This is a genomic window from Methylobacterium sp. Leaf93 (assembly GCF_001422345.1).
Classification (GTDB): Bacteria; Pseudomonadota; Alphaproteobacteria; order Rhizobiales; family Beijerinckiaceae; genus Methylobacterium; species Methylobacterium bullatum.
On the sequence record NZ_LMMS01000023.1, the window covers coordinates 313,448 to 336,449 of the forward strand.

At 67.8% G+C, this 23,002-nt stretch carries 23 protein-coding genes; 7 read left to right on the forward strand and 16 right to left on the reverse strand.

Annotated elements, in window-relative coordinates:
- Positions 1 to 4 precede the first annotated feature (4 nt).
- From ASF26_RS13200 to ASF26_RS13220, 5 genes are all read right to left on the reverse strand, one after another.
- The gene (locus ASF26_RS13200) at positions 5 to 940 is read right to left on the reverse strand and encodes an amino acid--[acyl-carrier-protein] ligase (RefSeq protein ID WP_082477621.1); all 936 of its coding nucleotides are present in this window, start codon (positions 938 to 940) and stop codon (positions 5 to 7) included.
- Positions 940 to 2,103, reverse strand: coding sequence for an acyl-CoA dehydrogenase family protein (locus ASF26_RS13205; protein WP_056254584.1), 1,164 nt, complete (start codon positions 2,101 to 2,103; stop codon positions 940 to 942). Before ASF26_RS13205 ends, ASF26_RS13200 begins: the two co-directional genes overlap by 1 nt.
- On the reverse strand, positions 2,100 to 2,354 hold the full coding sequence (locus tag ASF26_RS13210; protein WP_056254587.1) for an acyl carrier protein: 255 nt from the start codon (positions 2,352 to 2,354) through the stop codon (positions 2,100 to 2,102). The genes ASF26_RS13205 and ASF26_RS13210 overlap by 4 nt, the downstream gene beginning before the upstream one ends.
- 224 nt (positions 2,355 to 2,578) lie before the next feature.
- Entirely contained in the window at positions 2,579 to 4,546 is a 1,968-nt protein-coding gene (locus ASF26_RS13215; protein ID WP_056254590.1) for an ABC transporter ATP-binding protein/permease, read from the reverse strand.
- 122 nt (positions 4,547 to 4,668) lie between these two features.
- On the reverse strand, positions 4,669 to 6,267 hold the full coding sequence (locus ASF26_RS13220) for a LysM peptidoglycan-binding domain-containing protein (RefSeq protein ID WP_056254595.1): 1,599 nt from the start codon (positions 6,265 to 6,267) through the stop codon (positions 4,669 to 4,671).
- Positions 6,268 to 6,482: 215 nt separating this feature from the next.
- Between ASF26_RS13220 and ASF26_RS13225 the strand changes: the two genes are divergently transcribed.
- Positions 6,483 to 7,079, forward strand: a complete 597-nt coding sequence (locus tag ASF26_RS13225; protein WP_056254598.1) for a TIGR00730 family Rossman fold protein — start codon at positions 6,483 to 6,485, stop codon at positions 7,077 to 7,079.
- Positions 7,080 to 7,136: 57 nt separating this feature from the next.
- Here the strand turns inward: ASF26_RS13225 and ASF26_RS13230 are convergent, their stop codons facing one another.
- From ASF26_RS13230 to dctP, 5 genes are all read right to left on the reverse strand, one after another.
- On the reverse strand, positions 7,137 to 7,454 hold the full coding sequence (locus tag ASF26_RS13230) for a BrnA antitoxin family protein (protein ID WP_056254601.1): 318 nt from the start codon (positions 7,452 to 7,454) through the stop codon (positions 7,137 to 7,139).
- On the reverse strand, positions 7,426 to 7,731 hold the full coding sequence (locus ASF26_RS13235) for a BrnT family toxin (protein ID WP_056254604.1): 306 nt from the start codon (positions 7,729 to 7,731) through the stop codon (positions 7,426 to 7,428). Before ASF26_RS13235 ends, ASF26_RS13230 begins: the two co-directional genes overlap by 29 nt.
- A gap of 131 nt (positions 7,732 to 7,862) precedes the next feature.
- Positions 7,863 to 9,215, reverse strand: coding sequence for a TRAP transporter large permease (locus ASF26_RS13240; RefSeq protein ID WP_056254608.1), 1,353 nt, complete (start codon positions 9,213 to 9,215; stop codon positions 7,863 to 7,865).
- A complete protein-coding gene (locus tag ASF26_RS13245) occupies positions 9,212 to 9,856 on the reverse strand; it encodes a TRAP transporter small permease (protein ID WP_056254613.1) in 645 nt (214 codons plus the stop codon). Before ASF26_RS13245 ends, ASF26_RS13240 begins: the two co-directional genes overlap by 4 nt.
- Entirely contained in the window at positions 9,853 to 10,872 is a 1,020-nt protein-coding gene (gene dctP / locus ASF26_RS13250) for a TRAP transporter substrate-binding protein DctP (RefSeq protein ID WP_056254615.1), read from the reverse strand. The genes ASF26_RS13245 and dctP overlap by 4 nt, the downstream gene beginning before the upstream one ends.
- Before the next feature lie 163 nt (positions 10,873 to 11,035).
- Between dctP and ASF26_RS13255 the strand changes: the two genes are divergently transcribed.
- Both ASF26_RS13255 and ASF26_RS13260 read left to right on the forward strand, forming a co-directional pair.
- Positions 11,036 to 11,692, forward strand: coding sequence for a GntR family transcriptional regulator (locus ASF26_RS13255; RefSeq protein ID WP_056139904.1), 657 nt, complete (start codon positions 11,036 to 11,038; stop codon positions 11,690 to 11,692).
- Between the two features lie 127 nt (positions 11,693 to 11,819).
- The gene (locus tag ASF26_RS13260) at positions 11,820 to 13,496 is read left to right on the forward strand and encodes a methyl-accepting chemotaxis protein (RefSeq protein WP_056254618.1); all 1,677 of its coding nucleotides are present in this window, start codon (positions 11,820 to 11,822) and stop codon (positions 13,494 to 13,496) included.
- 72 nt (positions 13,497 to 13,568) lie between these two features.
- Here ASF26_RS13260 and ASF26_RS13265 read toward each other — a convergent pair whose 3' ends face one another.
- The 3 genes from ASF26_RS13265 to ASF26_RS13275 form a co-directional block, all read right to left on the reverse strand.
- Positions 13,569 to 14,243 carry a GntR family transcriptional regulator gene (locus ASF26_RS13265; RefSeq protein WP_056254622.1) on the reverse strand — a complete coding sequence of 225 codons (675 nt, stop codon included), beginning with the start codon at positions 14,241 to 14,243 and terminating at the stop codon, positions 13,569 to 13,571.
- Between the two features lie 144 nt (positions 14,244 to 14,387).
- The gene (zwf, locus tag ASF26_RS13270; RefSeq protein WP_056254624.1) at positions 14,388 to 15,866 is read right to left on the reverse strand and encodes a glucose-6-phosphate dehydrogenase; all 1,479 of its coding nucleotides are present in this window, start codon (positions 15,864 to 15,866) and stop codon (positions 14,388 to 14,390) included.
- A 169-nt stretch (positions 15,867 to 16,035) separates the two neighbouring features.
- A complete protein-coding gene (locus ASF26_RS13275; RefSeq protein WP_056254628.1) occupies positions 16,036 to 16,866 on the reverse strand; it encodes an SDR family NAD(P)-dependent oxidoreductase in 831 nt (276 codons plus the stop codon).
- Between the two features lie 144 nt (positions 16,867 to 17,010).
- Here ASF26_RS13275 and ASF26_RS13280 point away from each other — a divergent pair, with 144 nt between their 5' ends.
- A complete protein-coding gene (locus tag ASF26_RS13280; protein WP_056254631.1) occupies positions 17,011 to 18,528 on the forward strand; it encodes a L,D-transpeptidase family protein in 1,518 nt (505 codons plus the stop codon).
- A 5-nt stretch (positions 18,529 to 18,533) separates the two neighbouring features.
- Here the strand turns inward: ASF26_RS13280 and ASF26_RS13285 are convergent, their stop codons facing one another.
- The 3 genes from ASF26_RS13285 to ASF26_RS13295 all read right to left on the reverse strand — a co-directional run bounded on the left by ASF26_RS13285 (position 18,534) and on the right by ASF26_RS13295 (position 20,661).
- Positions 18,534 to 18,908, reverse strand: a complete 375-nt coding sequence (locus tag ASF26_RS13285) for a VOC family protein (protein WP_056254634.1) — start codon at positions 18,906 to 18,908, stop codon at positions 18,534 to 18,536.
- 205 nt (positions 18,909 to 19,113) lie between these two features.
- A complete protein-coding gene (locus ASF26_RS13290) occupies positions 19,114 to 19,476 on the reverse strand; it encodes a hypothetical protein (RefSeq protein ID WP_018045358.1) in 363 nt (120 codons plus the stop codon).
- 147 nt (positions 19,477 to 19,623) lie between these two features.
- The gene (locus ASF26_RS13295) at positions 19,624 to 20,661 is read right to left on the reverse strand and encodes an alpha/beta hydrolase (RefSeq protein ID WP_026176202.1); all 1,038 of its coding nucleotides are present in this window, start codon (positions 20,659 to 20,661) and stop codon (positions 19,624 to 19,626) included.
- 234 nt (positions 20,662 to 20,895) lie between these two features.
- Here ASF26_RS13295 and meaB point away from each other — a divergent pair, with 234 nt between their 5' ends.
- The 3 genes from meaB to ASF26_RS13310 all read left to right on the forward strand — a co-directional run bounded on the left by meaB (position 20,896) and on the right by ASF26_RS13310 (position 23,001).
- On the forward strand, positions 20,896 to 21,900 hold the full coding sequence (meaB, locus tag ASF26_RS13300; RefSeq protein WP_056254637.1) for a methylmalonyl Co-A mutase-associated GTPase MeaB: 1,005 nt from the start codon (positions 20,896 to 20,898) through the stop codon (positions 21,898 to 21,900).
- Positions 21,897 to 22,529, forward strand: coding sequence for a peptidase C15 (locus ASF26_RS13305; RefSeq protein WP_056254640.1), 633 nt, complete (start codon positions 21,897 to 21,899; stop codon positions 22,527 to 22,529). The genes meaB and ASF26_RS13305 overlap by 4 nt, the downstream gene beginning before the upstream one ends.
- A gap of 127 nt (positions 22,530 to 22,656) precedes the next feature.
- Positions 22,657 to 23,001, forward strand: a complete 345-nt coding sequence (locus tag ASF26_RS13310) for a CsbD family protein (RefSeq protein WP_056254641.1) — start codon at positions 22,657 to 22,659, stop codon at positions 22,999 to 23,001.
- The last annotated feature ends 1 nt before the right edge of the window (position 23,002 follow it).

The following is a 23,002-nucleotide window of genomic DNA, read 5'->3' on the forward strand; positions in this document are numbered from 1 at the left end:
CGGCCTAGCCCCAGAGCCGGTCGCGCACGGCGTCCGGCCACGCCGTGATGTCGAGGCCGTGATGGCGGAGCAGAGCCAGGGTGATCCGCTCCAGCCCGAACCCGACGCAGGCGGTGTGCGCCACCTCGCCATCGGCCTGCCGGATATCCCAGATCGTGCCGAAATGGTCCTGGTGGTAGTTGAAGCTGAGGCAGGCGGTGGGCTTGTCCTCGCTGTTGACCGGCACGTTCAGCTCGAATTTCAGCCCCTGGGCGCGCTGGTTGTTGGCGAGCATGCGCCCGGCGCGGCCGAAAAACGGATCGTTGGCCGGGTCCACCGCGATCGGCAGGCCGAGTTCGCGCATCATCGCGGTGCCGCGCTCCAGCCAGAGCTCGCGGAAGGCGAGAACCTGATCGGGACTGCCCATGCGCACGTATTCGCGCATGCGGAACATCTGCATCCGCGTCGGCTCCAGCGAGGGCTCGTGGCGGAAGCAGTAGGATTGCAGGTCGAACAGCAGCCCGCCTTCGGGCAGCGCCCCGCGCGCGGCGGCCACCGGATAGAGCGGGTAGCAGGCGGCGGGCGTCAAAACGATCTCGCTGGCGGCCTGGCCGCCGGTCCAGTCGGTGCCGGCCTGGATGCAGGCCAGCAGCCGGGCATGGTCGGCGTCGTTTCCGCAGAAGCAATGGATGGTGCCGGCGAGGTTGGGAAACCCCTTGAGGTAGCCGCTGCGCTCGAAGGCCGGCCGGCTCATGCCGGGGGGGAAGCGCAGGGATTCGGCCCCGTCGCCGGCGCCGAGCCGGGTGGCGATCCGGTCCACTGCCTCGACCACGCTCTCGAACTCGCCGCTGCGCCCATAGAGCCCATCGACGCCGGTGCGAACGAGGAGACCCTGGTCGAAGAGCCCGTCCAGCAGGGAGCGCGGCCCGGACACGGGATCGCGGGCGGGAAGCTGGTCCATCATGCGCTCAGAAGCTGGCCCCCGCCCTTCTGCACGAGCAGGAGGTTTGCGGTGTTGGCGAGGATGCGGTCGTTGTTGATCATCAGCGGCGCCGACAGCACGTCGCGGAGTTGCCGGCCGAGGCTGAACGGAGTGCCGTTCTTGTAGCCGGAGAGCCCGACGATCCCCAGCGCGCGCTGGACGATGTCGACCGCCTTGTCGGAGATCGTCGTCTTGACGTTGTTGAGCATGACGGCGAACCCGATGGAGCCGAGTTCGTCGGCGTCGCCCTGCGCCGCCTCGTAGCGCTTGAGGGCGGCGATCACCGTCGCCTTCATGGCCTGGAGTTCGTTGGCGGCTTCGGCCAGACGCAGGGCGCCGGGCGGTACCTGGCCCGGCCGACGCCGGGCTTCGCCCTGGACATAGGCCCTGGCCCTGTCGAGGGCATGGCTGGCGATGCCGAACCAGACACTGCTCCAGAGCAGGTGCGACCAGGCGAGCATGGATTGCGCCGCGATCTCGGCGAAGGGCTTGGGCAGGATCTGCGCCACCGGCACGTCGCGGGCTTCCAGCTTGAACCCGTCGCTGCAGGTGCCGCGCATGCCGAGCGTATCCCAGGTGCTCGTGCGCTCCAGGGACATCTGTCCCTTCATCAGGGCCACGAGGACCTGATCCGACGAGGCTGCCTCTGGATGACGACGGCCGGTGGCGAGGATCACGTCGGCATGGGCGCCGTAGGAGATGACGGTGGCGTCCTTGGCGAAATGGAACACGTCGCACACCGTCTCGACCGCGCAGAGGCTGTTGCGCAAGTCGCCGCCGATGCCGCCCTCGGTGGTGGCCGAGGCGAAGAGGAGCTGATCGCACGCCACCCTTTCCATCAGGATGCAATGCCACTCGCTGTCGAGTCCGTGCGAGACGAGACTCGCGACCTTGATCTGGTGCATGGCGAAGACCATCGCCGCAGCGGAACAGGCCTGGGACAGGGTGAAGCAGACCTCGGCGATCTGCGACAGGCTCGCGCTCTCGCCGCCGAACTGCATGGGGATCTGCATCCCGAGCAGGCGCTCCGCCTTGAGAGCCGTCACCGCCTCGGCGGGAAAGCGGGCTTCACGATCGACGTCGTCGGCATGGAGGGCAGCGACAGAAGCGACCCGCTTGGCGCGGATGGCGATGTCGGTCATGCCGCCGCCGAAACGGTCAGCTTGCTCACCGTCTCGACGATGATGCGGATGGTGGAGAAGGAACGCCGGTTGAGGAGGTTGTCGGGGAACTCGATGTTGTAGCGTTCTTCGAGCGCGAGCATCAGCTGGACCGAGCCGAACGAGTCCAGACCTCTGTCAAACAAGTTGTCGTCTTCTCCGAGACTGTCGACCACTTCGGTCAGGGCCGCGACGCTCTTAAGCGTTTCGCGGATATCTTCGGGAAGCACCATGTTGCCGCGCCTTTTACATGATATTTTTCGTAAAATATCGCAGCGACCATGCCGGTCAAGACCATTCGACTCAGGTAGTTAATGAGCGGGACAAGCCGGCATGAAATACTGGTCAATAGACTTTCTTACCGCGCCCGCTCCTGAACAGTCATCGCATCGCGGATACGGCCACCCATGATCGCGCATGGTCATGCCCCGTTTGCCAAGGCACTCTTGCCGATGCCCTATTCGGCGGGCATCGGCTCCGGAACGGCGGGCCTGATCGACCGAGGATTGGCCTGAACATCGGAGAGTGACACCTCCTCGTCGGCCCGCGCCTCCTCCGCCCGCTTGAGGATCTCGCGGGCCTCGTCGGCCTCGCGCTGGCGGCTCCAGAGGGAGGCATAGACACCGCCGAGATCGAGCAGGCTCTGATGGTCGCCGCGCTCGACGATCACGCCCCGGTCGAGGACGATGATCTCGTCCGCATTCACCACCGTCGACAGGCGATGGGCGATGACGAGGGTGGTGCGGCCACGGCTCACCTTGTCGAGCGCGTCCTGGATCTCGCGCTCGGTAAAGGAATCGAGGGCCGAGGTCGCCTCGTCGAGAACCAGGATCGGCGGGCCTTTCAGGATCGTGCGCGCAATGGCGACGCGCTGTTTCTCGCCGCCCGACAGCTTTAGCCCGCGCTCGCCCACCGGCGTGTCGTAGCCCTCCGGCAGGGAGGAGACGAAGCGGTCGATCTGGGCGAGACGTGCCGCCTCACGGACCGCCTCGTCGCTCGCATCCCATTGGCCGTAGCGGATGTTGTAGCCGATCGTGTCGTTGAACAGCACGGTGTCCTGCGGGACCATGCCGATGGCGGCCCGCAAGCTGCCCTGCTCGACGGCGGCGATGTCCTGACCGTCGATGAGGATGCGGCCGGATTGCGGCTCGTAGAACCGGAACAGAAGCCGCGACAGGGTCGATTTGCCCGCCCCCGACGGGCCGACGATGGCGATGGTCCGCCCGGCCGGCACCTCGAAGCTGACGCCGCGCAGGATCGGCCGTGCCGGGTCGTAGGCGAAGCGGACATCTTCGAACCGGACCACGCCGTCCGACACGGCGAGGGGTTTCGCGCCCGGCCTGTCGGCGATCTCGGGGTTGCGATGCAGGATCTGGAACATGTCGTCGATGTCGATGAGCGCCTGTTTGATCTCGCGATAGATCATGCCCATGAAGTTGAGCGGCATGGAGAGCTGGACCAGCATCGTGTTGACGAGGACGAACCCGCCGAGCGTCGTGCGGCCGGCCATGATGTCCCGCGCGGCGAGCCACATCACCACCGTCATGCCGATGGTGAAGATCAGGGCCTGGCCGGCATTGAGCACGGCGAGCGAAACATAGGTCTGGGTCGAGGCCTTTTCGTACTTCGCCATGGAGGCATCGTACCGTTCCGCTTCGCGCCGCTCCGCGCCGAAATACTTCACGGTCTCGAAGTTCAGGAGCGAGTCGACCGCCTTGGTGTTGGCGTCGGTGTCGGAATTGTTCATCCGGCGGCGGATCTCGATGCGCCACTGCGTCGCCTTCCAGGTGAAGGCGAGATACGCCGCCACCATCACGAAGACGACGAACGAATAGAGCCAGTCGAACTCGTAGGCGAGGACGCCGATCACGAGGAGGAACTCGACGATGGTGGGGACCAGCGTCAGCACCATCAGGCGAGAGAGTTCCTCGATGCCGCCACGCCCGCGCTCCAGCACGCGGGTGAGGCCGCCGGTCTTGCGCTCCAGGTGGAAGCGCAGGGAGAGCCGGTGCATGTGCTCGAAGGTCTGGAGCGCGAGGCGGCGCACCGCATGCATCGCCACCTTGGCGAAGAGCCCGTCGCGCACCTGGGTGAGCACGGCCATGATCACCCGCGACAGGCCGTAGAGCCCGATCATCAGCATCGGTGCGGCGAACAGGCCCGTGGGGAGCGTCGCGCCGAGGCCGTCCTTGTCCCCCACCGCCGCCACGAGGGCGTCGGTCGCCCATTTGAAGGTGAAGGGCGTCAGCATCGTCACGAACTTGGCAACGAGGAGGAGGCCGAAGGCTAGGAAGACGCGGCGCTGCAGGTCCGGCCGGGTATGGGGCCAGAGATAGGGCCACAGGCGCCGATAGGTGGCGAACAGGCCGGGGCGCTCGGGCGGCGTGGTGCCGCCGCCCGCCGCGGAGGTGGGATCGGTGCTCATTCAGGCAAACTCGGGCAGGGCAACCGGGAGCGGTCGAATTCAGCCCCCGATATAGTCCCTCGAACCGTTCCAGACAGTCGCCCGGCGGCGCAGGGCCGGGATGCAGGATGCGCGGTCGCGGCTCAGCTGCGCCGCTTGTCCTGCGGCAGCGTGGACGCGCTCTCGGACGGGACGACGAAGATCTGGCCGGGATAGATCAGGTCGGGGTTGCGGATCTGCGGCTGGTTGGCATCGAAGATCACCGTGTATCGAGTCCCTTTGCCGTAGACGCGCCGGCTGATCTCCCAGAGGCTGTCGCCGCGGGTGATCCGGGCGGTGTTGATCTCCGGCACGAACACGCTCTGAGGCGCGGCCGAGGGCTGGATCGCCAGGGCCGACACCGCTCCCGCGCCGGCTTCGTCCGTCGTGGGGCTCGGCTGCGACCGGCCCATCGTCATGGCGGAGGCCGGCGCGCTCGGCGAGGCATCCTGGGGTGCCCCCTGGACCGGGCGACCGAGGGAAGAGGCAAGAACCGGCGAGGATTTGCCATGCGGCATCGCCGCCAGCGCCGCGCTCGGCGAAGGCTTGGCCGCGAGGGCCGGTGGCGGCGCGTCCTGTACCGGACCGACCACGGGCTTTGCCGCATGCGGCATGGAGAAGGCGACTTCGGACCGGTTCTTAACCTTGCCCGAGACCGGATCCACCTGATCGATGCGGATCCGGTAATCGCCGGGGGCGACCCCGCGCCCGATCGTGAACGAGACCCGCCCGTCGGCGCCGACGCTGCCGGGCGCGATCTGGGCGTCGTTGATGTAGAGGCGGACCGTGGCACCGGCCGGCGCCTGCCCGGTGACGAAGAGACGCCCGCCCTCCTCCGCATCGACGCTGACGACCTTCACCGGCACGGCATCCGGCTTCTGAGCGCCGGACGAGTCGGGACCGGCCGCTTCGGGTCTGGCGGCAACCGCGCCATTCGCCTTGGCTGGTTCGCCCGGGCCTCTCGCCGTGCCGCCGGACTTGTCCGAACCGGCGCCCTTCGGACCGTCGCCGGCCGCCTTGGCGGAAGCCGCATCCACCGGACGATCCGGCTGCGACAGAACGACGGTGGGTTTGTCGGGGGACGTCAGGGCGATGAGGGGCTTGGTGGTACGGTCGGCGGAGACCACCACTACGACGGTCTCCCGCGCCTGCCGACCCTGGCCGTCGGCCCCGATCGAACTCAGGGTGATCTCGCTGCTACCGGCGGGGAGCGCAGGCGGGACGATGGCAAACTGACCGGACGGGTCGATGAGCGCACGGGCAATCGGGTGGTTGTCGCGCAGCATCTCGACGGTGGTGTTGGGCGTTCCGCGACCGGCGATCACGGTCTCGCCCGTCGGCTCGACGCGGATGATGTCGAAGGTCGGAGCCTGCGCCTGATCCTGCGCGGCGGGCGGGTTGCCCGTCTGCCCGGTGGCGCCCCTGCCCCCCGCCGACGACTTTCCCGGCGTCGTCGAAGCCCCCTCATCGCGGCGCGCCGGAGGCGTCACCGGCGAGCCGGGAGCGGCGGGCGATTCCGCCGCCCGCGATTCGGGCGTGCTGGTCTCCCTCGTCCGAGGCGACGTCGCCGCGGCGACGGGCTGCTTGTCGCCCTGCGCGCGCTTGAACATCTCGCCGGTGCCGAACAGCACGACGACCAGGGCGAATCCGGCCAGCAGGCCACCGCCCGCGAGAATCAGGCCTCGCCGCCACTGCGCCGTCATGGCACCCCCGCTCCTCAAATCCCTCGACTTTGCGGCAGATAACATCGTCGGGTTTCGACTCTGGCTGTCGACAAAACGTCGATTGATGGCGACATACTAGCCGACATGATCTCAAGACCAAATCGCGCTTCCCCCCGAAAGGCGGGATCATTCACGAAATCAGCAGTTTGGCCCCTGGATGGCGCCTCCCTGCTCTTCATCGAGGGAGGCTCGGCATGGCCCCGGTGAAGAACGTCTGCGTCTATTGCGGCTCGGGCTTCGGCGGCGATCCGGCCTTCGCCGAGGCCGCGGCGGCGCTTGGCCGCGCCCTGGCGGAAGCCGGGCTCGGCCTCGTCTATGGCGGCGGCAATGTCGGACTGATGGGCACGGTGGCTCAGGCGGTGCTCGATGCCGGCGGCCATGTCACCGGCATCATCCCCGACTTCCTGAAATCGCGGGAGCGGATGCTGGACGCCATCCAGGAGACCATCGTCGTCGGTGATATGCACACCCGCAAGCGGCTGATGTTCGAGCGGTCCGACGCCTTCGTGGCCTTGCCCGGCGGCATCGGTACCCTGGAAGAACTCGTGGAGCAGCTCACCTGGGCGCAGCTCGGCCAGCACAAGAAGCCGATCCTGCTGCTCTCGATCGCCGATTTCTGGACGCCGCTGCTGACCCTCCTGGATCACATGCGCGACCAGGGCTTCATCCGCGAGGGGCTGGAGCTGAACTACCTCGTGGCCAAGGACGCTGCCGAGGTCATCGGCCTGCTGCGCACCGAATCGGCGGAGACCTCGCCGGAAGCCGAGGCCTTCGTGGCCGAGCGGTTCTGACGGCAGAGCCACGCAGGTCGTGGGCCTTCATCCGAATCGGCATTTCGGCTCGAGGTTCTAATCCTTGGCGGCTTCCCGCAACATCGCCTTCCGCAGGATCGCATTGAGCTTGGTCTGATAGCCGCGGCCGTCGGCTTTCAACCAAGCCAAGACGTCGGCATCAACCCGCGTGGTGAGCTGCATTTTGACCGGTCGGTAGAACGGATTGCGGACGGCACCCGCGAAAAAGGTCTCCGTGAGCGGCGAGATATCAGACCGGTCGATATCGTCATCCGGCAAGGCGGCCAGCGATTCGATTTCGGCTCTCTCCGTAGCGGTGAGAGCCGGCGGATGATGAGGATCGAATTCATATTCGACGTGATCGTTCTTGCTCATAGAACCTCCGTTCCCGTCGATCCGCCACCCGGGCCGAGATGATCCGGATCGTCGCCGAACCGTCCTCCTCGTCCGTGACGGTGTGAGCGACCGCCAGAACCAACAATCCGTCGACGAGACCGACCGTCAACCAGCGGCGCTCGCCGCCTTCGATCCGATCCTGCTCCATAAGCGCGTATGGATCGGAGAAGACGCGCGTGGCGATTGCGAAGGTGACGCGGTGCTTTCTGAGATTGCTCGCGGCTTTGACCGGGTCCCAGATGAAACGCAGCATCACCGCCTCGGTGAAACGACACTATTGTAATTACATTGAAGCGGCAGGTCGAGATGAACCAGCCAGCGCCAGACGCCGAAAGGCGGTTCGGACTGTCCGAGTCCGCACCGCCCGTCGCCGATCGATCTGAACTCCTACCGCGTCGAGGGCAGGAGCCAGTTCGGGAGCCACATGGCGATGCCGGGGACGAGGCAGAGGATCAGGATCGCCACGGCCATCAGGATCACGAAGGGCAGCGTGCCCCAGATGATGTCCTTCAGCGGGATGTCGGGGGCGATGTTCTTGATGACGAAGATGTTGAGGCCCACCGGGGGGTGGATGAGGCCCATCTCCATGGTGATGGTCATCACCACGCCGAACCAGACGAGGTCGAACCCGGCGGCCTTCAGCGGTGGCAGGATGATCGGCGCCGTCATCAGGATGATCGAGACCGGCGGCAGGAAGAAGCCGAGCAGGATCACGAGGCCGAGGATCGTCACCAGCAGCACCCACTTGGACAGCTGCATCGCCACGATGGCGGCCGCCGCCGATTGGGAGATGTGCAGGTAGCTCATCACGTAGGCGTAGAGCAGCGACATGCCGATGATCAGCATCAGCATGGTGGATTCCCGCAGGGTCGCCGCGAGGATCGGGTTCACGTCCCTGGGGCGCCAGACGCCGTAGATGACCGCGATGAGGCCGAGCGCCAGGAGGCCGCCGAGGCCGGCCGTCTCGGAGGGCGTGGCGTAGCCGCCATAGAGCGCCACCATCACGCCGGTGAGCAGGATCACGAAGGGCAGCACGCGCGGCAGCGTCGAGAAGCGCTGGCGCATGCTGTAGGTGTCTTCGGCCAGGATGGCCGAGGCGGTGCCGTGACGCTCGTAGGCGTCCTTCGCGGCGGCGTATTCCGAGCGGAAGCGGTACACCGACCAGGCGGCGAACAGACCGACCAGCAGCAGGCCCGGCCCGATGCCGGCGAGGAACAGGCGCCCCAGCGACTGCTCGGCGGCCACCGCGTAGAGGATCATGGTGATGGAGGGCGGCAGCAGGATGCCCAGCGTGCCGCCCGCCGCGATGATGCCTGCGGCGAAGCCCGGCGAGTAGCCGCGCTTGCGCATTTCCGGAATGCCCGCCGAGCCGATGGCCGAGCAGGTGGCGGGCGAAGACCCCGCCATGGCGGCGAACAGCGCGCAGGCGAAGACATTGGCGATGCCAAGGCCGCCCGGGATCTTGTGCATCCAGGCATGCATGGCCGAGTAGAGGTCCTGCCCCGCCTTGGACCGGCCGATGGCCGCGCCCTTCAGGATGAAGAGCGGGATCGACAGCAGGGTGATGGAGGCCATCTCCTCGTAGACGTTCTGCGCCACCGTATCGAGGGAGGCGCCGGGCATGAAGAAGAACATGAAAGCCAGCGCCACGAAACCCAGGGCGAAGGCGATGGGGATGCCCGCGAGCATCGCGCTGAGCGTCGCGCCCGCATAGAGGAAGCCGATGGCCGCGACGCTCATGGGTGGGTGCCCGTCTTGAGGGAAGGTGCGTTGAGATCGGCGCCGAGGCCGACCTTCGGATTGGCCCAGCCGGCGGAACGCGGGCCGTAGGTCAGCGCCTCGACGATCTGAAGCAGGAATTGCAGGCCGAGGAAGGTCATCCCCACCGCCATGAGCGCGTAGGGAATCCACAGGGGCGGCCCCCAGGAGGATTGCGAGACCTGCCCGTCCACCCAGGCCTCGTGCAGCAGCGTCCAGCTCTTCCAGGCGAAGAAGGTGACGAACACGATGCTGATGATGTCGGCCATCAGCAGGCGGGCCCGGTTCACGCGGGGCGAGAGCAGGCCGCTCAGGGCCTCGATCGCCACGTGGCCGCGCCTGGCCTGCACGGCGGCGGCTGAGAAGAAGGTGGCGCCCACGATGAGGAACACCGCCATCTCGTCCTGCCAGTCGGTGGGCTCGTGCAGGGCGTAGCGCACGAGCACGCTGTAGCTCAGCACGAGGCAGGCGCAGACCAGGGCGATGCCGCCGAGCAGCATGATCACCCGGTTGATCGCCTTCATGCCCCGGTCGAGATGCCCGAGCACACCGGGAATCCGGGGTTCGGGTGCGGCCGTGGCGGTCTCTGAAGCGGCCGAGGCCGCGTCGAAGGCGTGGCTCACGACACCTGCTCCGCCAGCTTGAGGAGCTCGGCGCAGCTGGCCGACTTACCCGCGAAGTCCTTCCAGGCGGTCTCGCGGGCGATGTCGCGCCACTGGCCCAGCGTCTTCTCGTCGAGGTTCTGAACCTTGGCCCCGGCCTTGGTGAAGATCTCCTCGACCTTGGTGTCGTCCGCCTTGGCGCCGGCTTGGCCGAAGGGTTCGAGTTCGGCGCCGATCGCCATGATGAGGTCCTGCTGGTCCTTGGGCAGGCGATCGAACGCGATCTTCGACATCATGATCGGCTCGAGCATGAACCAGTAGGAGCGCTCGCGGCCCGACGTCAGTGATTTGGACAATTCCTCCAGGCGGAACGAGATCAGGCTGGTGGACGAGGTGATGACCGCATCGCAAGCGCCGGTCTGCATGGCGGCGTAGGATTCACTCGACGGGATCGACAGGGTGGCAGCACCCGCCTGCTTCATCATCAGGTCCATCTCGCGCGAGCCGCCACGGACCTTGAGGCCCTTCGCGTCGGCCGGCGCATAGAGGGGACGCTCGCGGCTGGCGACGCCGCCCGATTGCCAGACCCAGGACACGAGGAGGATGCCCTTCGAATCGAGGATCTCGGTGATCTTCCGGCCGACCGGCGCCGCCTTCCAGGCGACGGCCTGCTCGTAGGAACTCACAAGCGCCGGCATCAGGCCAATATTCATCTCCGCAACCTCGCCGCCCGCATAGGGCGACGGGTAGAGGCTCATATCGAGGGCGCCCTTGCGCATGGCGCCGAACTGGGCGTTCGTCTTCATCAGCGACGAGCCAGGATAGACCTGCACCTCTAGCGCGCCCTTCGAGCGCTCGGCCAGGAGAGCGGCGAACTTGCGGCACATGCGGTCGCGGAAGTCGCCCTCGTCGATGGTACCGCCGGGGAACTGGTGCGAGATTTTCAGGGTCGTCGCCGCCTTGGCCTTCAGCCCCATCGACAGGATAGCGGGGGCGGCGAGGCCGGATGCGACGAGGGCGCGGCGTGTCAACGTCATGGCGTCTCTCCCGGGCGGACCTTTGTGGTCTCGCTGTTTTGCGGCGCAACATTTATACTGCAACGCGCATTCGATATACCAACGAACTATGTCTTGTATATTTTGTCAACGACATTGAATAATGGATCGCAACGAATTTCATGACCTATAGGACGGGAACGCCATGACCCGATCGCTCAGCCTCAGGCAGACGATCGAGACGGAGATCGTGGATGGTCGGCTGGCCATCGGCTCCCGCCTCGACGAGACCGAGCTGGCCGAACGCTTCGGCGTCTCGCGCACGCCGATCCGCGAGGCGTTGCTGCAGCTGGCGATGACCGGCCTCGTGGAGATCAAGCCGCGCCGAGGCGCCATCGTCAGCGCGCCCGATCCGGAACTGCTCGTCGCGATGTTCGAGACGATGGCCGAGATCGAGGCCTCGTGCGGCCGGCTCGCCGCCCGCCGGCTGATCGCGGCCGACGAGACCGCCTTGAAACAGGCGCTCGCCGCCTGCGCGGCGGCGGCGGCCGACGAGGACCCCGAGACCTACTACCAGGAGAATTACGTCTTCCACACGGTGATCTACCGCGCCTGCCGCAACGACTTCCTGTGCGAGCAGGCGCGGCTTCTCCACCGGCGCCTGACCCCGTTCCGGCGGATGCAGCTGAGAGCGCGTCACCGGCTGGGGCAATCCCTGGCCGAACACGAGGCCATCGTCGCCGCCATCGTCGCCGGCGACGAGATCGCGGCGTCGGACCGGCTGCGCGCCCATGTCATCGTCCAAGGGGACAGGTTCTCCGATCTCGTCGCCAACCTGCGCTCGATCAGCGACGCGGCGTGAAACCGGCCGGCCGACAAGAGTGGACTATCGCCGGCAAGCTTTCGGGCGGAGACCAAACTTTCGTTAGGAATTAGCCATCATGGTCACGGCGATTTTGCATAAATTCGCTCGTTCCCCGGATCGTTTCATGCGCCTCTCCATCAAGACGACGCTCATTGGCCTGTTCACCGCGCTCGCCGTCATTACCACGGTGCAAGGCGTGGTTGCTCTGCGGAAGCTCGACGCCATCGGTGGCCGGATCGAGTTGCTGGCCTCCAATGCGCTACCTTCGGTCGATGCGGCCCATGCCCTGAATGCGCTGGTGATGCGCACCCGCCTCTGGCAGTTCCGCTACCTCATGGCGGAGGACGAGGCCGAGCGTGCCCTGAGCGTCAAGAATGCCGGCGAGATGATCCAGAGCGTCGAGAAGAACAGGAACGCCTATCGTCCCCTCATCGGTTCGCCCGAGGAGCAGGCGCTGTTCGATGAGTTCGGTGCGAAGTGGCAGATCATGCTCGACGGCTGGAATGGCCTGAGCAAGATCGATCCCTCCCAGCGCGCGGCGATCACCGAGCGTTTTCGTGGTCCGATGAACGCCGAGTACCTCGCCGCGACCGCGGCCGGACGCAGGCTCGTTGAATTCAACGGCCGGGCCGGAGCGGCAGCCAGCGCGGCCGCGCGCGAGGAACAGGCGCAGGCGGTCTTCACCACGCAGATCATGCTGGTCGCGGCCGTCGTCATGGCGCTGGCCGCCATGGCCTTCGCGTTCTTCGGGGTGTCGAGTCCCATCGAGCGGGTGACGGCCGCCATGCGCCGTCTGGCCTCCGGCGATACCGAGGTCACCATCCCCGGCACCGGACGGCGCGACGAGATCGGCGCCATGGCCGCGACCCTCGACACCTTCCGGGACAATCTGGTCCGTACCCGTGCCCTGGAGAGTGAGGCCACCCTGGCCCGTGCCGGGGCGGAAGCCCAGCGCAGGTCCGCCGCCCTGGCCTTGGCCGACGGTTTCGAGAATGCGGTGGGCGGTATCCTGACCCGCGTCTCGGCGGCGGCGACGCAATTGCGTTCGACCTCCCAAGGCATGTCCGGCACCGCCACGGAGACGGCGCACCAATCCGTCGCCGTGGCGGCGGCGGCCGAACAGGCGGGCACCAACGTCACCATGGTGGCGGCAGCGGCGGAGGAACTCGGTTCGTCCGTCTTGGAAATCGGCCGTCAGGTGGACGGCTCCACCAGCTTGGCGCACCAGGCGGTGGAGGACGCGACGCGGACGGGCGCGCAGATGAAGGATCTGAGTGACGCCGCGGCGAAGATCGGTGACGTCGTCGCGATGATCGCCACCATTGCGGGCCAGACCAACCTCCTCGCCCTCAACGCCACCATCGAGGCGGCCCGTGCCGGCGAGGCGGGCCGGGGCTTTGCCGTCGTGGCGGCCGAGGTAAAGGAACTCGCCAACCAGACCGCGCGGGCCACCGACGAGATCGGCAGCCAGATCGGCCGGATCCAAGGCTCCACCGGGCAGGCCGTCACGGCGATCGAAACGATCACCGCACGCATCCGCGAGATCAGTTCCGTCGCCACGTCGATCGCGGCGGCAGTGGAGGAGCAGGGTGCGGCGACCCAGGAGATCGTGCGCAACATCAACCAGGCCGCCGAGGGCACCGGGGAGGTGACGACCAACATCGCGGGCGTGGCGGGCGCCGCCGAGGAGACGGGGGCCGCAGCCTCTCAGGTGCTGGCCTCCGCCTCCGAACTCTCCCGGGAATCGGAGCATCTCAACGCGGAAGTGGGGCGCTTCCTGGCCACGATCCGCGCGGCCTGAGACGGCCCCGCCCGTCGACGTCCGACACCCGATCGGGGGCCTGAGGCGGAATTCCGTCGTCGGGTCGGCCCCTCAGCTCACCTCGCCGAAATTCTCGGCGATGACCGGGGTCTTGGAACGGATATGGTCGCGCATGAGCACGGCCAGCGCCTCGCCGTTTCGGGCGTGGAGAAGTTCGATCATCTGTTCGTGCTCCGACACGGCTCGGCTCCATTGCTCGGCGGTCTGGTGAACGGCATAGCGCGAACGCTGGATGCGGCCCGACAGGCTGGCGTAGATGCTGCCCAGCACCGAATTGCGGCTCGCGGCCATGATCGCTTCGTGGATCGTGCGATTGAGCCGGAAATACGTGGCTTCCTCGCCCTCCTTCCAGGCCTTCACCATGGCGTGGTGATCCCGCTCGATCTCGGCGACCTCCTCGTCGCCTATGGTGCGGCAGGCGAGATCGGCCGCGGTTGCCTCGAGGCCGGCGATGACCTCGATCATTTCCTCGATCTCGACCTGGGACAGGCTGGCCACCCGCGCCCCGCGGTTGGGCAGCAGTTCGAGCAGCCCTTCCGTGGCGAGGATCTTGATCGCCTCGCGCAGGGGCGTGCGCGAGATGCCGAACCGCTCGGTGAGCTCGCTCTCGTTCACCCGCGCCCGCGGCTCGAGTTCCCCCGACTGGATGAGATCCCGCATCCGGTCCACGACTTCGTCGTGGAGGTAGCGGCGATTGATCCCGACCGCCGAGTCCAGCTTTTCCATGGGGGCGTAGGTCTTGTCGTTGGAGGGTGGATACTCTCTTGAGGTTTAGGCGTCGGGCATCGGCCTGTCGAGGGAGCGCCCGATTAGTTGTTTTTATTCCGGACTTACAAATAACTTAGCGCCTGAGACGACGCCCCCCGCCGATCAGTGCATTTCCTCGTGCCACGTCCGTCCGTCCCGCTCGATCAGGGCGATGGCGGCGGTTGGACCCCAGCTTCCGGCCGGATAGGCGCGCGGCGGCTCGGGCCGGTCCGCCCAGGCCTTCAGCAGCGAATCGGCCCAGGCCCAGGCCACCTCCACCTCGTCGCGGCGCATGAACAGGGTGGCGTTGCCGCGCACCACGTCCATCAGCAAGCGCTCGTAGGCATCGGGATAGCGCTGCTTGAACGTCTCCTCGAAAGAAATGTCGAGGTTGGTCGGCCGTAGGCGCATGCCGCCCGGTCCCGGGTCCTTGGTCATCACTTCGAGCTTGATCCCCTCCTCCGGCTGGAGCCGGATAACGAGGCGGTTGGGCTCGCGCCCGAAGGACTCGGCCGGGAATATCGAGAAGGGAGAGGCGCGGAACTGCACCACGATCTCGGAGAGCTTCTGGGGCAGGCGCTTGCCCGTGCGGATGTAGAAGGGCACCCCGGCCCAGCGCCAGGACTGAACTTCGAGCTTGAGGGCGACGAAGGTCTCCGTGCGGCTCTCCATCTCGCCGCCGAGATCGGCGCGGTAGCCCTGGACCGGTTTGCCGTCCACGGCGCCCGCCGCATACTGGCCGCGCACGGTGACGGCCTGCACGTCGTGGGGCGTGATCGGCTTCAGCGCACGCAGCACCTTCAGTTTCTCATCCCGCACCGAATTGGCGTCGAGGGTGAGCGGGCTTTCCATCGCCATCAAGCAGAGGAGCTGGAGCAGATGGTTCTGCACCATGTCGCGGAGCGCCCCCGACGTGTCGTAATAGCCGGCCCGGCCCTCGACCCCCACCGTCTCGCCCACCGTGATCTGGACGTGGTCGATCACGTCCGCCGTCCACAGGCGCTCGAAGATGGTATTGGCAAAGCGCAGGGCGAGCAGGTTCTGCACCGTCTCCTTACCGAGGTAATGGTCGATGCGGAAGATCTGCTCCTCGGGGAAGACCTCGCCGACCGCGTCGTTGATGGCGCGGGCGGATTTCAGATCCTTGCCGATGGGCTTCTCCAGCACCACCCGCGACTTCTCGCCGATGAGCCCGTGGGCAGACAGGTTGCGGCAAATCGAGCCGTAGAGATCCGGCGAGGTGGCGAGATAATAGGGCCGGACCTGGTCCGGCCGCTCGGCGAGCTTGGCGGCGAGATCCTCCCAGCCGTCGTCGCCGGCCCCGTCCACCGCCACGTAGTCGAGATGGTCGAGGAAGGCGGCGAGCTTGTCCTCGTCGAGGTCGCGGGCCGGGACGAAGCGCTTGAGCGCGTCGCGCGCCCGCTCGCGGAAGGCCTCGACACTCATCTCGGAGCGGGACGCGCCGATGATGCGGCTGGTGCCGGGGATCTGGCCGTCCTTGTAGCGGTAATACAGGGCCGGCAGCAGCTTGCGCGTGGTCAGATCGCCAGTGGCGCCGAACACGACGCAATCGAAGGAGGCGACTGGGATGATGGTGGCCAAAGGGCGGCTCCCGTTCTGATATCCCCGGGGACGGGGCTGTTGCCGTGAATCACGTTCGTGACGACCGACATGCGTCCTGTACCATGCAAGGCATCCGCCAGACCGGGATCCGAGCACGGGTCAGAGTTTCAACGAGGCAATCGGCCGATATGAGGGCGGGACGGCGGTCTCAGCCCATATGACGCCGGAACGCCTCGGCAAAGTCCGGATGCCAGCGTGAGAGCGCGGGCCGGTTTTCGATCACGTCCCCCGCCGCCCAGGCGATGCGGCGCTCGTCCTGCTCGCGGGTGGTCTCGTTGTCGGGGCAGAGGATGTAGAAGTCGCCTCGGCCCATCGCCTCAATCATCAGCTCCACCGGCTCCTCTGGTGTCCAGGCACCCTCGGGCTTCTCGGCCACGCCGCGCGCCTTCGTGAGGCCGGTATAGACGAAGCCGGGGATCAGCAGATGGGCGGAGACCCGCGCGCCCTCCTGCCCGCGCAAGTCATGCGCGAGGGCTTCCGTAACCACCTTCACCCCCGCCTTCGAGACGTTGTAGGGCGTGTTGCCCGGCGGCGTCGTGATGCCCTGTTTCGAGCCGGTGACGATGACCGCGCCGGGCTCGCCCGCCTCGATCATCCCCGGAACGAAGGCCTGGATGCCGTTGACGACGCCCCAGAGGTTGGTGTCGAGGATGCGCCGCCAGGTCGCGTCGTCCGAGAACAGGCGACCTCCGGCCTCGATCCCGGCATTGAGCATGAGGAGCGCGGGCGCATCGCCCGCCGCCTCGCGCAGAGAATCCATGTCCTCGCGGCGGCCGACATCGGTGGGACGGGCCAGCACATCGGCGCCCGTCGCCGCGATCTCCGCGCGCGCCGTCTCTAGGGCCTCGCCGGGCAGGTCGGCGAGGACGACCCTCATGCCGGAAGCGGCGAACCGCCTGGCGGCGGCGAGCCCGATGCCGCTCGCGGCTCCCGTCACGACGGCCGTGCCGCCTCTGCGGATCGCGGGATGATGAATCATGGCAGGGGCTCCTCGGCGGTTCGGGTTGGCCGGGAGGTAGGGCGGGGTGTCCCGTTTTGTCAGGGCCGCCCGGCACGGAGGGGGAGGAAGTTGGTAACCATCCCGCCCGCATGATCCGGCTCTCTCTGCTCATGAGGGCTGCCTGTGTCGTCGCGTTGCGTCGTGTTCCCGTCGATCCTGAAAGCCGGCCTGTCGCCGCTGGCGCTGATGCTGTGCCTGACCGGTGCTGGCGCCGAACCGGCTCCGGTTCTCTCGGAGGCGCCGCCGGCTGCCGCCAAGCCAGCTCCCAAGGCCGAGGCCGGTCCGAGACCCGACGCCGCCCCGAAGCTCGACCAGGCGGCGCCGGCGAATGCGGCCCCACTGGCGCAAGGCGCGGAACCGGCACCGGCGGCGCCGAAGAAATCCCGCGAACTCCCTCCCCTCGTGGTGGCGCGGGTCTCGGACGACCCGGTCCCGACGCTGGCGCCCTCGACCTTCATCGACACGTTCCGCATGGCCGAGCGCTACCAGGCCATCGTCGATGGCGGCGGCTGGGGGACCCTGCCCGCCGACCTGACGATCAAGCCGGGTGCCCGCGACCCGAACATTCCGGCGCTTCGCCAGCACCTCGTCCTCACCGGCGACCTGCCGGCCGGCGTGCCGAGCTCCGACGTGCTCGACCCCATCCTCGTCTCGGCGGTGAAGGCGTTCCAGGCACGCCACGGCCTGCCAGAGACCGGCATGGTCGGCCGCCAGACGGTCACCGCTCTCAACGTGCCCGCGGCGACCCGCCAGCGCCAGCTCTCGGCCTCGGCCGCGCGTCAGATCGGCTCCAATTTCCCCTACGGCGACCGTTACGTGGTGGTGAACATCCCGTCGGCCGCCGTGGAGGCGGTGGAGAACGGCGTCGTGGTGCGCCGCTACGTGGCCGTGGTCGGCAAGCCCGACAAGGCGACGCCGCGTATCGAGGCGCGCATCACCGACGTGAACCTCAACCCTACCTGGACGCTGCCGGTCTCCATCATCAAGAAGGAGATCATCCCCAAGATGCGGAAAGACCCGGGCTATCTCGCCCGCGAGCGGATCCGTATCCTCGGCCCCGGCGGTGTCGAGGTCGATCCGACGACCATCGACTGGGCCGGCGAGAAGGCCGCGAACTACACGCTGCGCCAGGATTCCGGCCTCGACAACTCGCTGGGGCAGGTCCGCATCGACATGCCGAACAAGCAGGCCGTGTACATGCACGACACGCCGTCGAAATCACTGTTCGCCCGCGAGGTGCGTTTCCACTCGCACGGCTGCGTGCGGGTGGCCCAGGTGAAGGAACTGGCGGGCTGGCTGCTGGAGGGCACTCCCGGCCCGAGCGGCCCCGGCTCGAGCTGGGGACCGATGGAGATCGAGGCCAACATCGCCACCAACGAGCGGCTCGACATCAAGCTGCCGAAACAGATCCCAGTCACCTTCGTCTATCTCACCGGCTACGCCACCCCGGACGGCCGCGCGCATTTCCGCGACGACATCTACGGCATCGATTCGCCGGCGGTCCCGATGCGGGACGCGGTCATGACGGGCTCCATCACACCGAAGAAGGCGGCGCCCGCCACTCCGGCAAAGGCTCCGGGCAACGCCCCGGTGCCTCCGGGCCTGATCCCGCAGAAGGCGGCGCGACCGGCCGTGAACTGACCAGATCAGCCGCGCTGCAACAGCTCGATCCGGACCCCGTCCGGTCCGTCGAGAAACGCGGTGCGAAGCCCGGGGCGGACATCAGTGATGTCGATGACGAAGGCGACACCGCGCCGCTTCAGGTCGGCGACCGTGCTCTCGATGTCGTCGACGGCCAGGCCGATATGCTCGATGCCCCGGTTCGGCGGCTTGGCGGCGGGGCCGGCCTCGGGCGCGTGCTCGATGAAGAGGGTGAGCCCCGACAGGTCGAGGACGACGCGCGTCACGGACGGCGCACCCTCGCGGGCGATCTCGCGGGCGCCGAAGGTCTCCACGTAGAAACCGGCGGCCGCCACGGCGTCCTGACTGCGAAGATGGAGGTGTTCGAAGCGGAAAGTCATGCGGTCCTCGCTCAGTGCCGAGACTCGTGGCAGGCATCGCGCCCACGCCGTGTCGAGACCTTGCCCGATCCCGGCGGATGCCCAAGCGGCTCAGGGATAGCTCGCAGAAGCCGCCGTCAACGGCTGGCAGGGGAGATCGCGATACAAGGCCCCGCCCGTGTCCGGGCGGGGCGGTCGGCGATAGATGATCCTGCGGGATCAGGCCTTACGAATCGAGGCCGGCATCCTCGTCGATATCCACGAGGAACACGATATCGGCGTCGTCTTCGCCGTCCTCGTCTTCGTCCTCATCGGGCTCTTCGGCGCTCTTGGCGTGGCGCATGTCGGGCTCGAACGGGGCGTCCTCCTCCGAATCGTCCTCGGCGAGGGCATCCTCGAAGATCTCGATCTCGTCCTCGGTGGCGGGGCGGATCTTGAGCTCGGAAGTGCCGTTCCACAGCACCTTGCCGTCGCTCTTCATCGCCTGGATGTCTTCCTTGAAGCCGTCGCAGGTGAACAGGTCGCGAGCGGTTTCCTCGGTCCCGTTGATGACCGCGATGGCCACGCCATCGATATCGAGTGTGAACATCGCACAATCCTCATTCTGGGCGCGCCGGGAGGCGGCCGCGTCGGCGTAGGAATCGTCAGCCCGACAGCCGCCCGTGTAGGGGCGAACGGGGCCGAGGCCAAGACCTCAAGCCACGTCCTCAAGCTGAGTCTTCTTGCGGTGCAACGTTCAGGCGCCGCCCGCCGCCCGGCCGATGGCGCGCTTGACCACGCCCTGGACCTCCGGATTCGACAGGAACAGGTCGTGGTTGATCAGGCCGCCGCCGTAATCCGAGGCATCCGCCACGCGGACCCCAAGGGCCTCCAGGCGCTCGCGGTCGGCTGCGCCCGCACGCACGACGCCGCCCGCGATGGCACCGGAGAGTTCCAGCGCCCGGTCCTTGGTGGACGAGATCACGGTGATCTTCGACACGTCCGGCCCCATCCGCTCCACCGCCCCGGTGAACAGGTCGATGTCGATGTCGGGGGCGGCGAGCACGATGGCGCCGATGCGTGCCATCGCCGCCTCGCCGGCCTCGGCGCGCAGCATGCGGATGGTCTCCAGGGTCAGCAGCGTCCCCATGGAATGGGCGACGATGTTGATGCGCCCGCCAGAGGGCGAACCCGCCAGCGCCTTGAGGAGATCCTCGAACGCATCGCGCGACCACAGGGCGCTCTCGCGGTCGTAGCCGTAATCGAAGGTGGCGGCGGCGGACGGCCAGGTGAACAGGGCCGAGGCGCCACGGAAACGGATGCCGTCCGACAGGCGCGCCGCGCTCACCGCCGCGGAAGCGAAGCTCTCTCGGTAACCGTGGACGTAGATCAGCACGTCGCGCCCGAAGGCGGCCTGGGTGAAGGCCGCCGCCGCGCCGGGTCCGGTCTCGACCTGCGGCACCGCCGTCACCGCCCAGTCCCCGCTCACCACGGAGGAGACCTTGCCGATGAGCGACCGATCAGGGGCCGAGAGACGGACTTCGGCAAAGCTCAGACCGCGACCGCGCTCAGAGCTGAAATACGGGCTCTTGGGCGGGCTGCCCACGGGCTTGCGGGTGGTCGCCACCAGCAGGATCGGGCTGACGTCGAGGTTCGATTGCCGCTCCGGACCGGTGCCCCCGGTGACGAGCCCGTCGGTGACGCAGCCGGCGAGGCCCGGCGTGAGGCCCGCGACGCCCAGGAGGGCGGCGCCGCGGATCAGCGAGCGGCGGGTCTGCGATGGCGCTCCCGGCATGCGGTTTCGGATCATGGCGTGTCGACGGCCCCGTGATGGCCCGGCGCTCGGTCCCGGCTCTCTCGTCCTACCCTGTCGGCGACGATCGTGACCATGGCAGGGCGCGGGCGTGGCGGGAGGTCATGTGAATTGCGGGCAGAGCCCGGTCCGTGGCCCGGCGGGTACAAGTACTCCCGCGCCAGGGACCCCGGTGCAACGACACGCGCCCCCTCGACGAAACCGGGCCGGCCCGGCATGAAGGGGCTCATGGCTCTTCCTCCTTCCCTCGACCTCGATTCCCTGCGCGAGCGGCTGCTCGCAGGTGACCGTGCGGCTCTGGCGCGGGCGATCACCCTGGCCGAATCGAAACGGGCCGATCACCGGGCGGCGGCGCGCGACCTCATCGATGCGGTGCTGCCGCAGACGGGCACCGCGATCCGCGTCGGCATCACCGGCGTGCCGGGGGTCGGCAAATCCACCACCATCGACAATCTCGGCGCCAATCTCACCGCCGCCGGGCACAAGGTCGCGGTGCTGGCGGTGGACCCCTCCTCCAGCCGCACCGGAGGCTCGATCCTGGGCGACAAGACCCGGATGGCGCAGCTGGCGCTCGATCCCAACGCCTTCATCCGCCCCTCCCCCTCCTCGGGAACGCTCGGGGGTGTGGCCGCCAAGACCCGCGAGACCATGCTCCTCTGCGAGGCCGCGGGGTTCGACGTCATCCTGGTGGAGACGGTGGGCGTCGGCCAGTCGGAGACGGCCGTGGCCGACCTCACCGACTTCTTCCTGGTGCTGATGCTGCCCGGCGCCGGGGACGAGCTGCAAGGCATCAAGAAGGGCATCCTCGAACTCGCCGACATGATCGCGGTGAACAAGGCCGACGACGGCGAGGGCGAACGCCGGGCCAACGCCGCCGCAGGGGAATACCGGGCGGCGCTCCACATCCTCAGCGCTCCGAGTTCGAGCTGGACGCCCCCCGTCGTCACGATCTCCGGGCTGAACAACAAGCGCCTCGACGCGCTGTGGGAGAAAGTGGTCGACCACCGCAACAAGCTCACGGCCACCGGCGAGATCGCCAAGAAACGCCGGGCGCAGGACGTGAAGTGGATGTGGGCCCTCGTCCACGAGCGCCTGCACCAGCGCCTCGTCGGCTCACCCGAGGTGCGCAAGCAGACCGCGGAGGCGGAAGCCGGCGTGGCACGGGGCGAATCCTCCCCCGCCGCCGGCGCGGAGGCCATCGCGACGCTGATCGGGCTGTGACACGGGGACACCTCCTCGTCACCGGCTTCGGCCCCTTCCCCGGCATGCCGCGCAACCCGAGCGAGCAACTCGCCCGGCAGGTCGGAAGGTTCGGCCGGCATGGCATCGCGGGGTTCCCGGTGCGCACGCTGATCCTGCGCACCGCCTATGCGGCGATCCCCGAGATGCTGGAGCCGGCCCTTGCCGAGAGGCCGGCCGCTGTGCTGATGATCGGCGTCGCCGGCCGCGCCAAGCGGGTTCGCGTCGAGGCTCGTGCCCTCAACCGGGCGAGCCGGCTGTTTCCCGATGCATCGGGGCGGATTCCGACCACCCTGCGGCTCGACCGTCAGGGACCGGCGCAGCGCGAAGCCACCATTGCAGCCCGCGCCTTGGTCTGCCTGAAACGGAAGGGGATCTCGGCGATCCCGTCCCGGAATGCCGGCCGCTACCTTTGCAATGCCAGCTACTTCCAGGCTCTGGCCGAGCCCTGCCCGGTTCTGTTCCTCCACATCCCACCCGTCCGGGCGGCATGGCGGCGATCCGCGTCGCCCGCGCGAAAACGGCGCGATCCCCTGGCGGTCCTTCCCAGGGCGGTGGCCGAGGTGGGGCATCTGCTGCTCATCGAAGCCCGGGAGCGACACGCACCGTAAACCGCTCGCTCAAGAAAGTTGTCGTGCGATGGTGCGCTTGGCCACTTCGCACGTTCTGTGACCATCGGATGCGGGCGCCGCCTTGGAAGCGCCGATCACGCGTTGTCGATTCTGAAGGAGCAGACCAATGGTTGATACGGATCGGGTCGTCGGAGCGGCCAAGGACCTCGGCGGCCGCGCACAGAGCGCCATCGGTGATGCCGTAGGATCGTCGCGCACGTCGGCGGAAGGCCGCTACCGCGAGGCGGAAGGCCGCGCCCAGGAGGTCTACGGCCAGGCCAAGGACACCCTGCGCGATGTCGCCGGAAACGTTTCGGATTACGCCGGCGAGGCCTACGATCGCGGCGGCTCCTATGTCCGCGACGGCGCCCGCGCCGTGGAGAGCCGCGTTGAGGAGAACCCGCTCATCGCCCTGGTGATCGCCGGAGCCGTCGGCTACGGCCTCGCCCTGCTGCTGCACGGTCGCCGCTGAG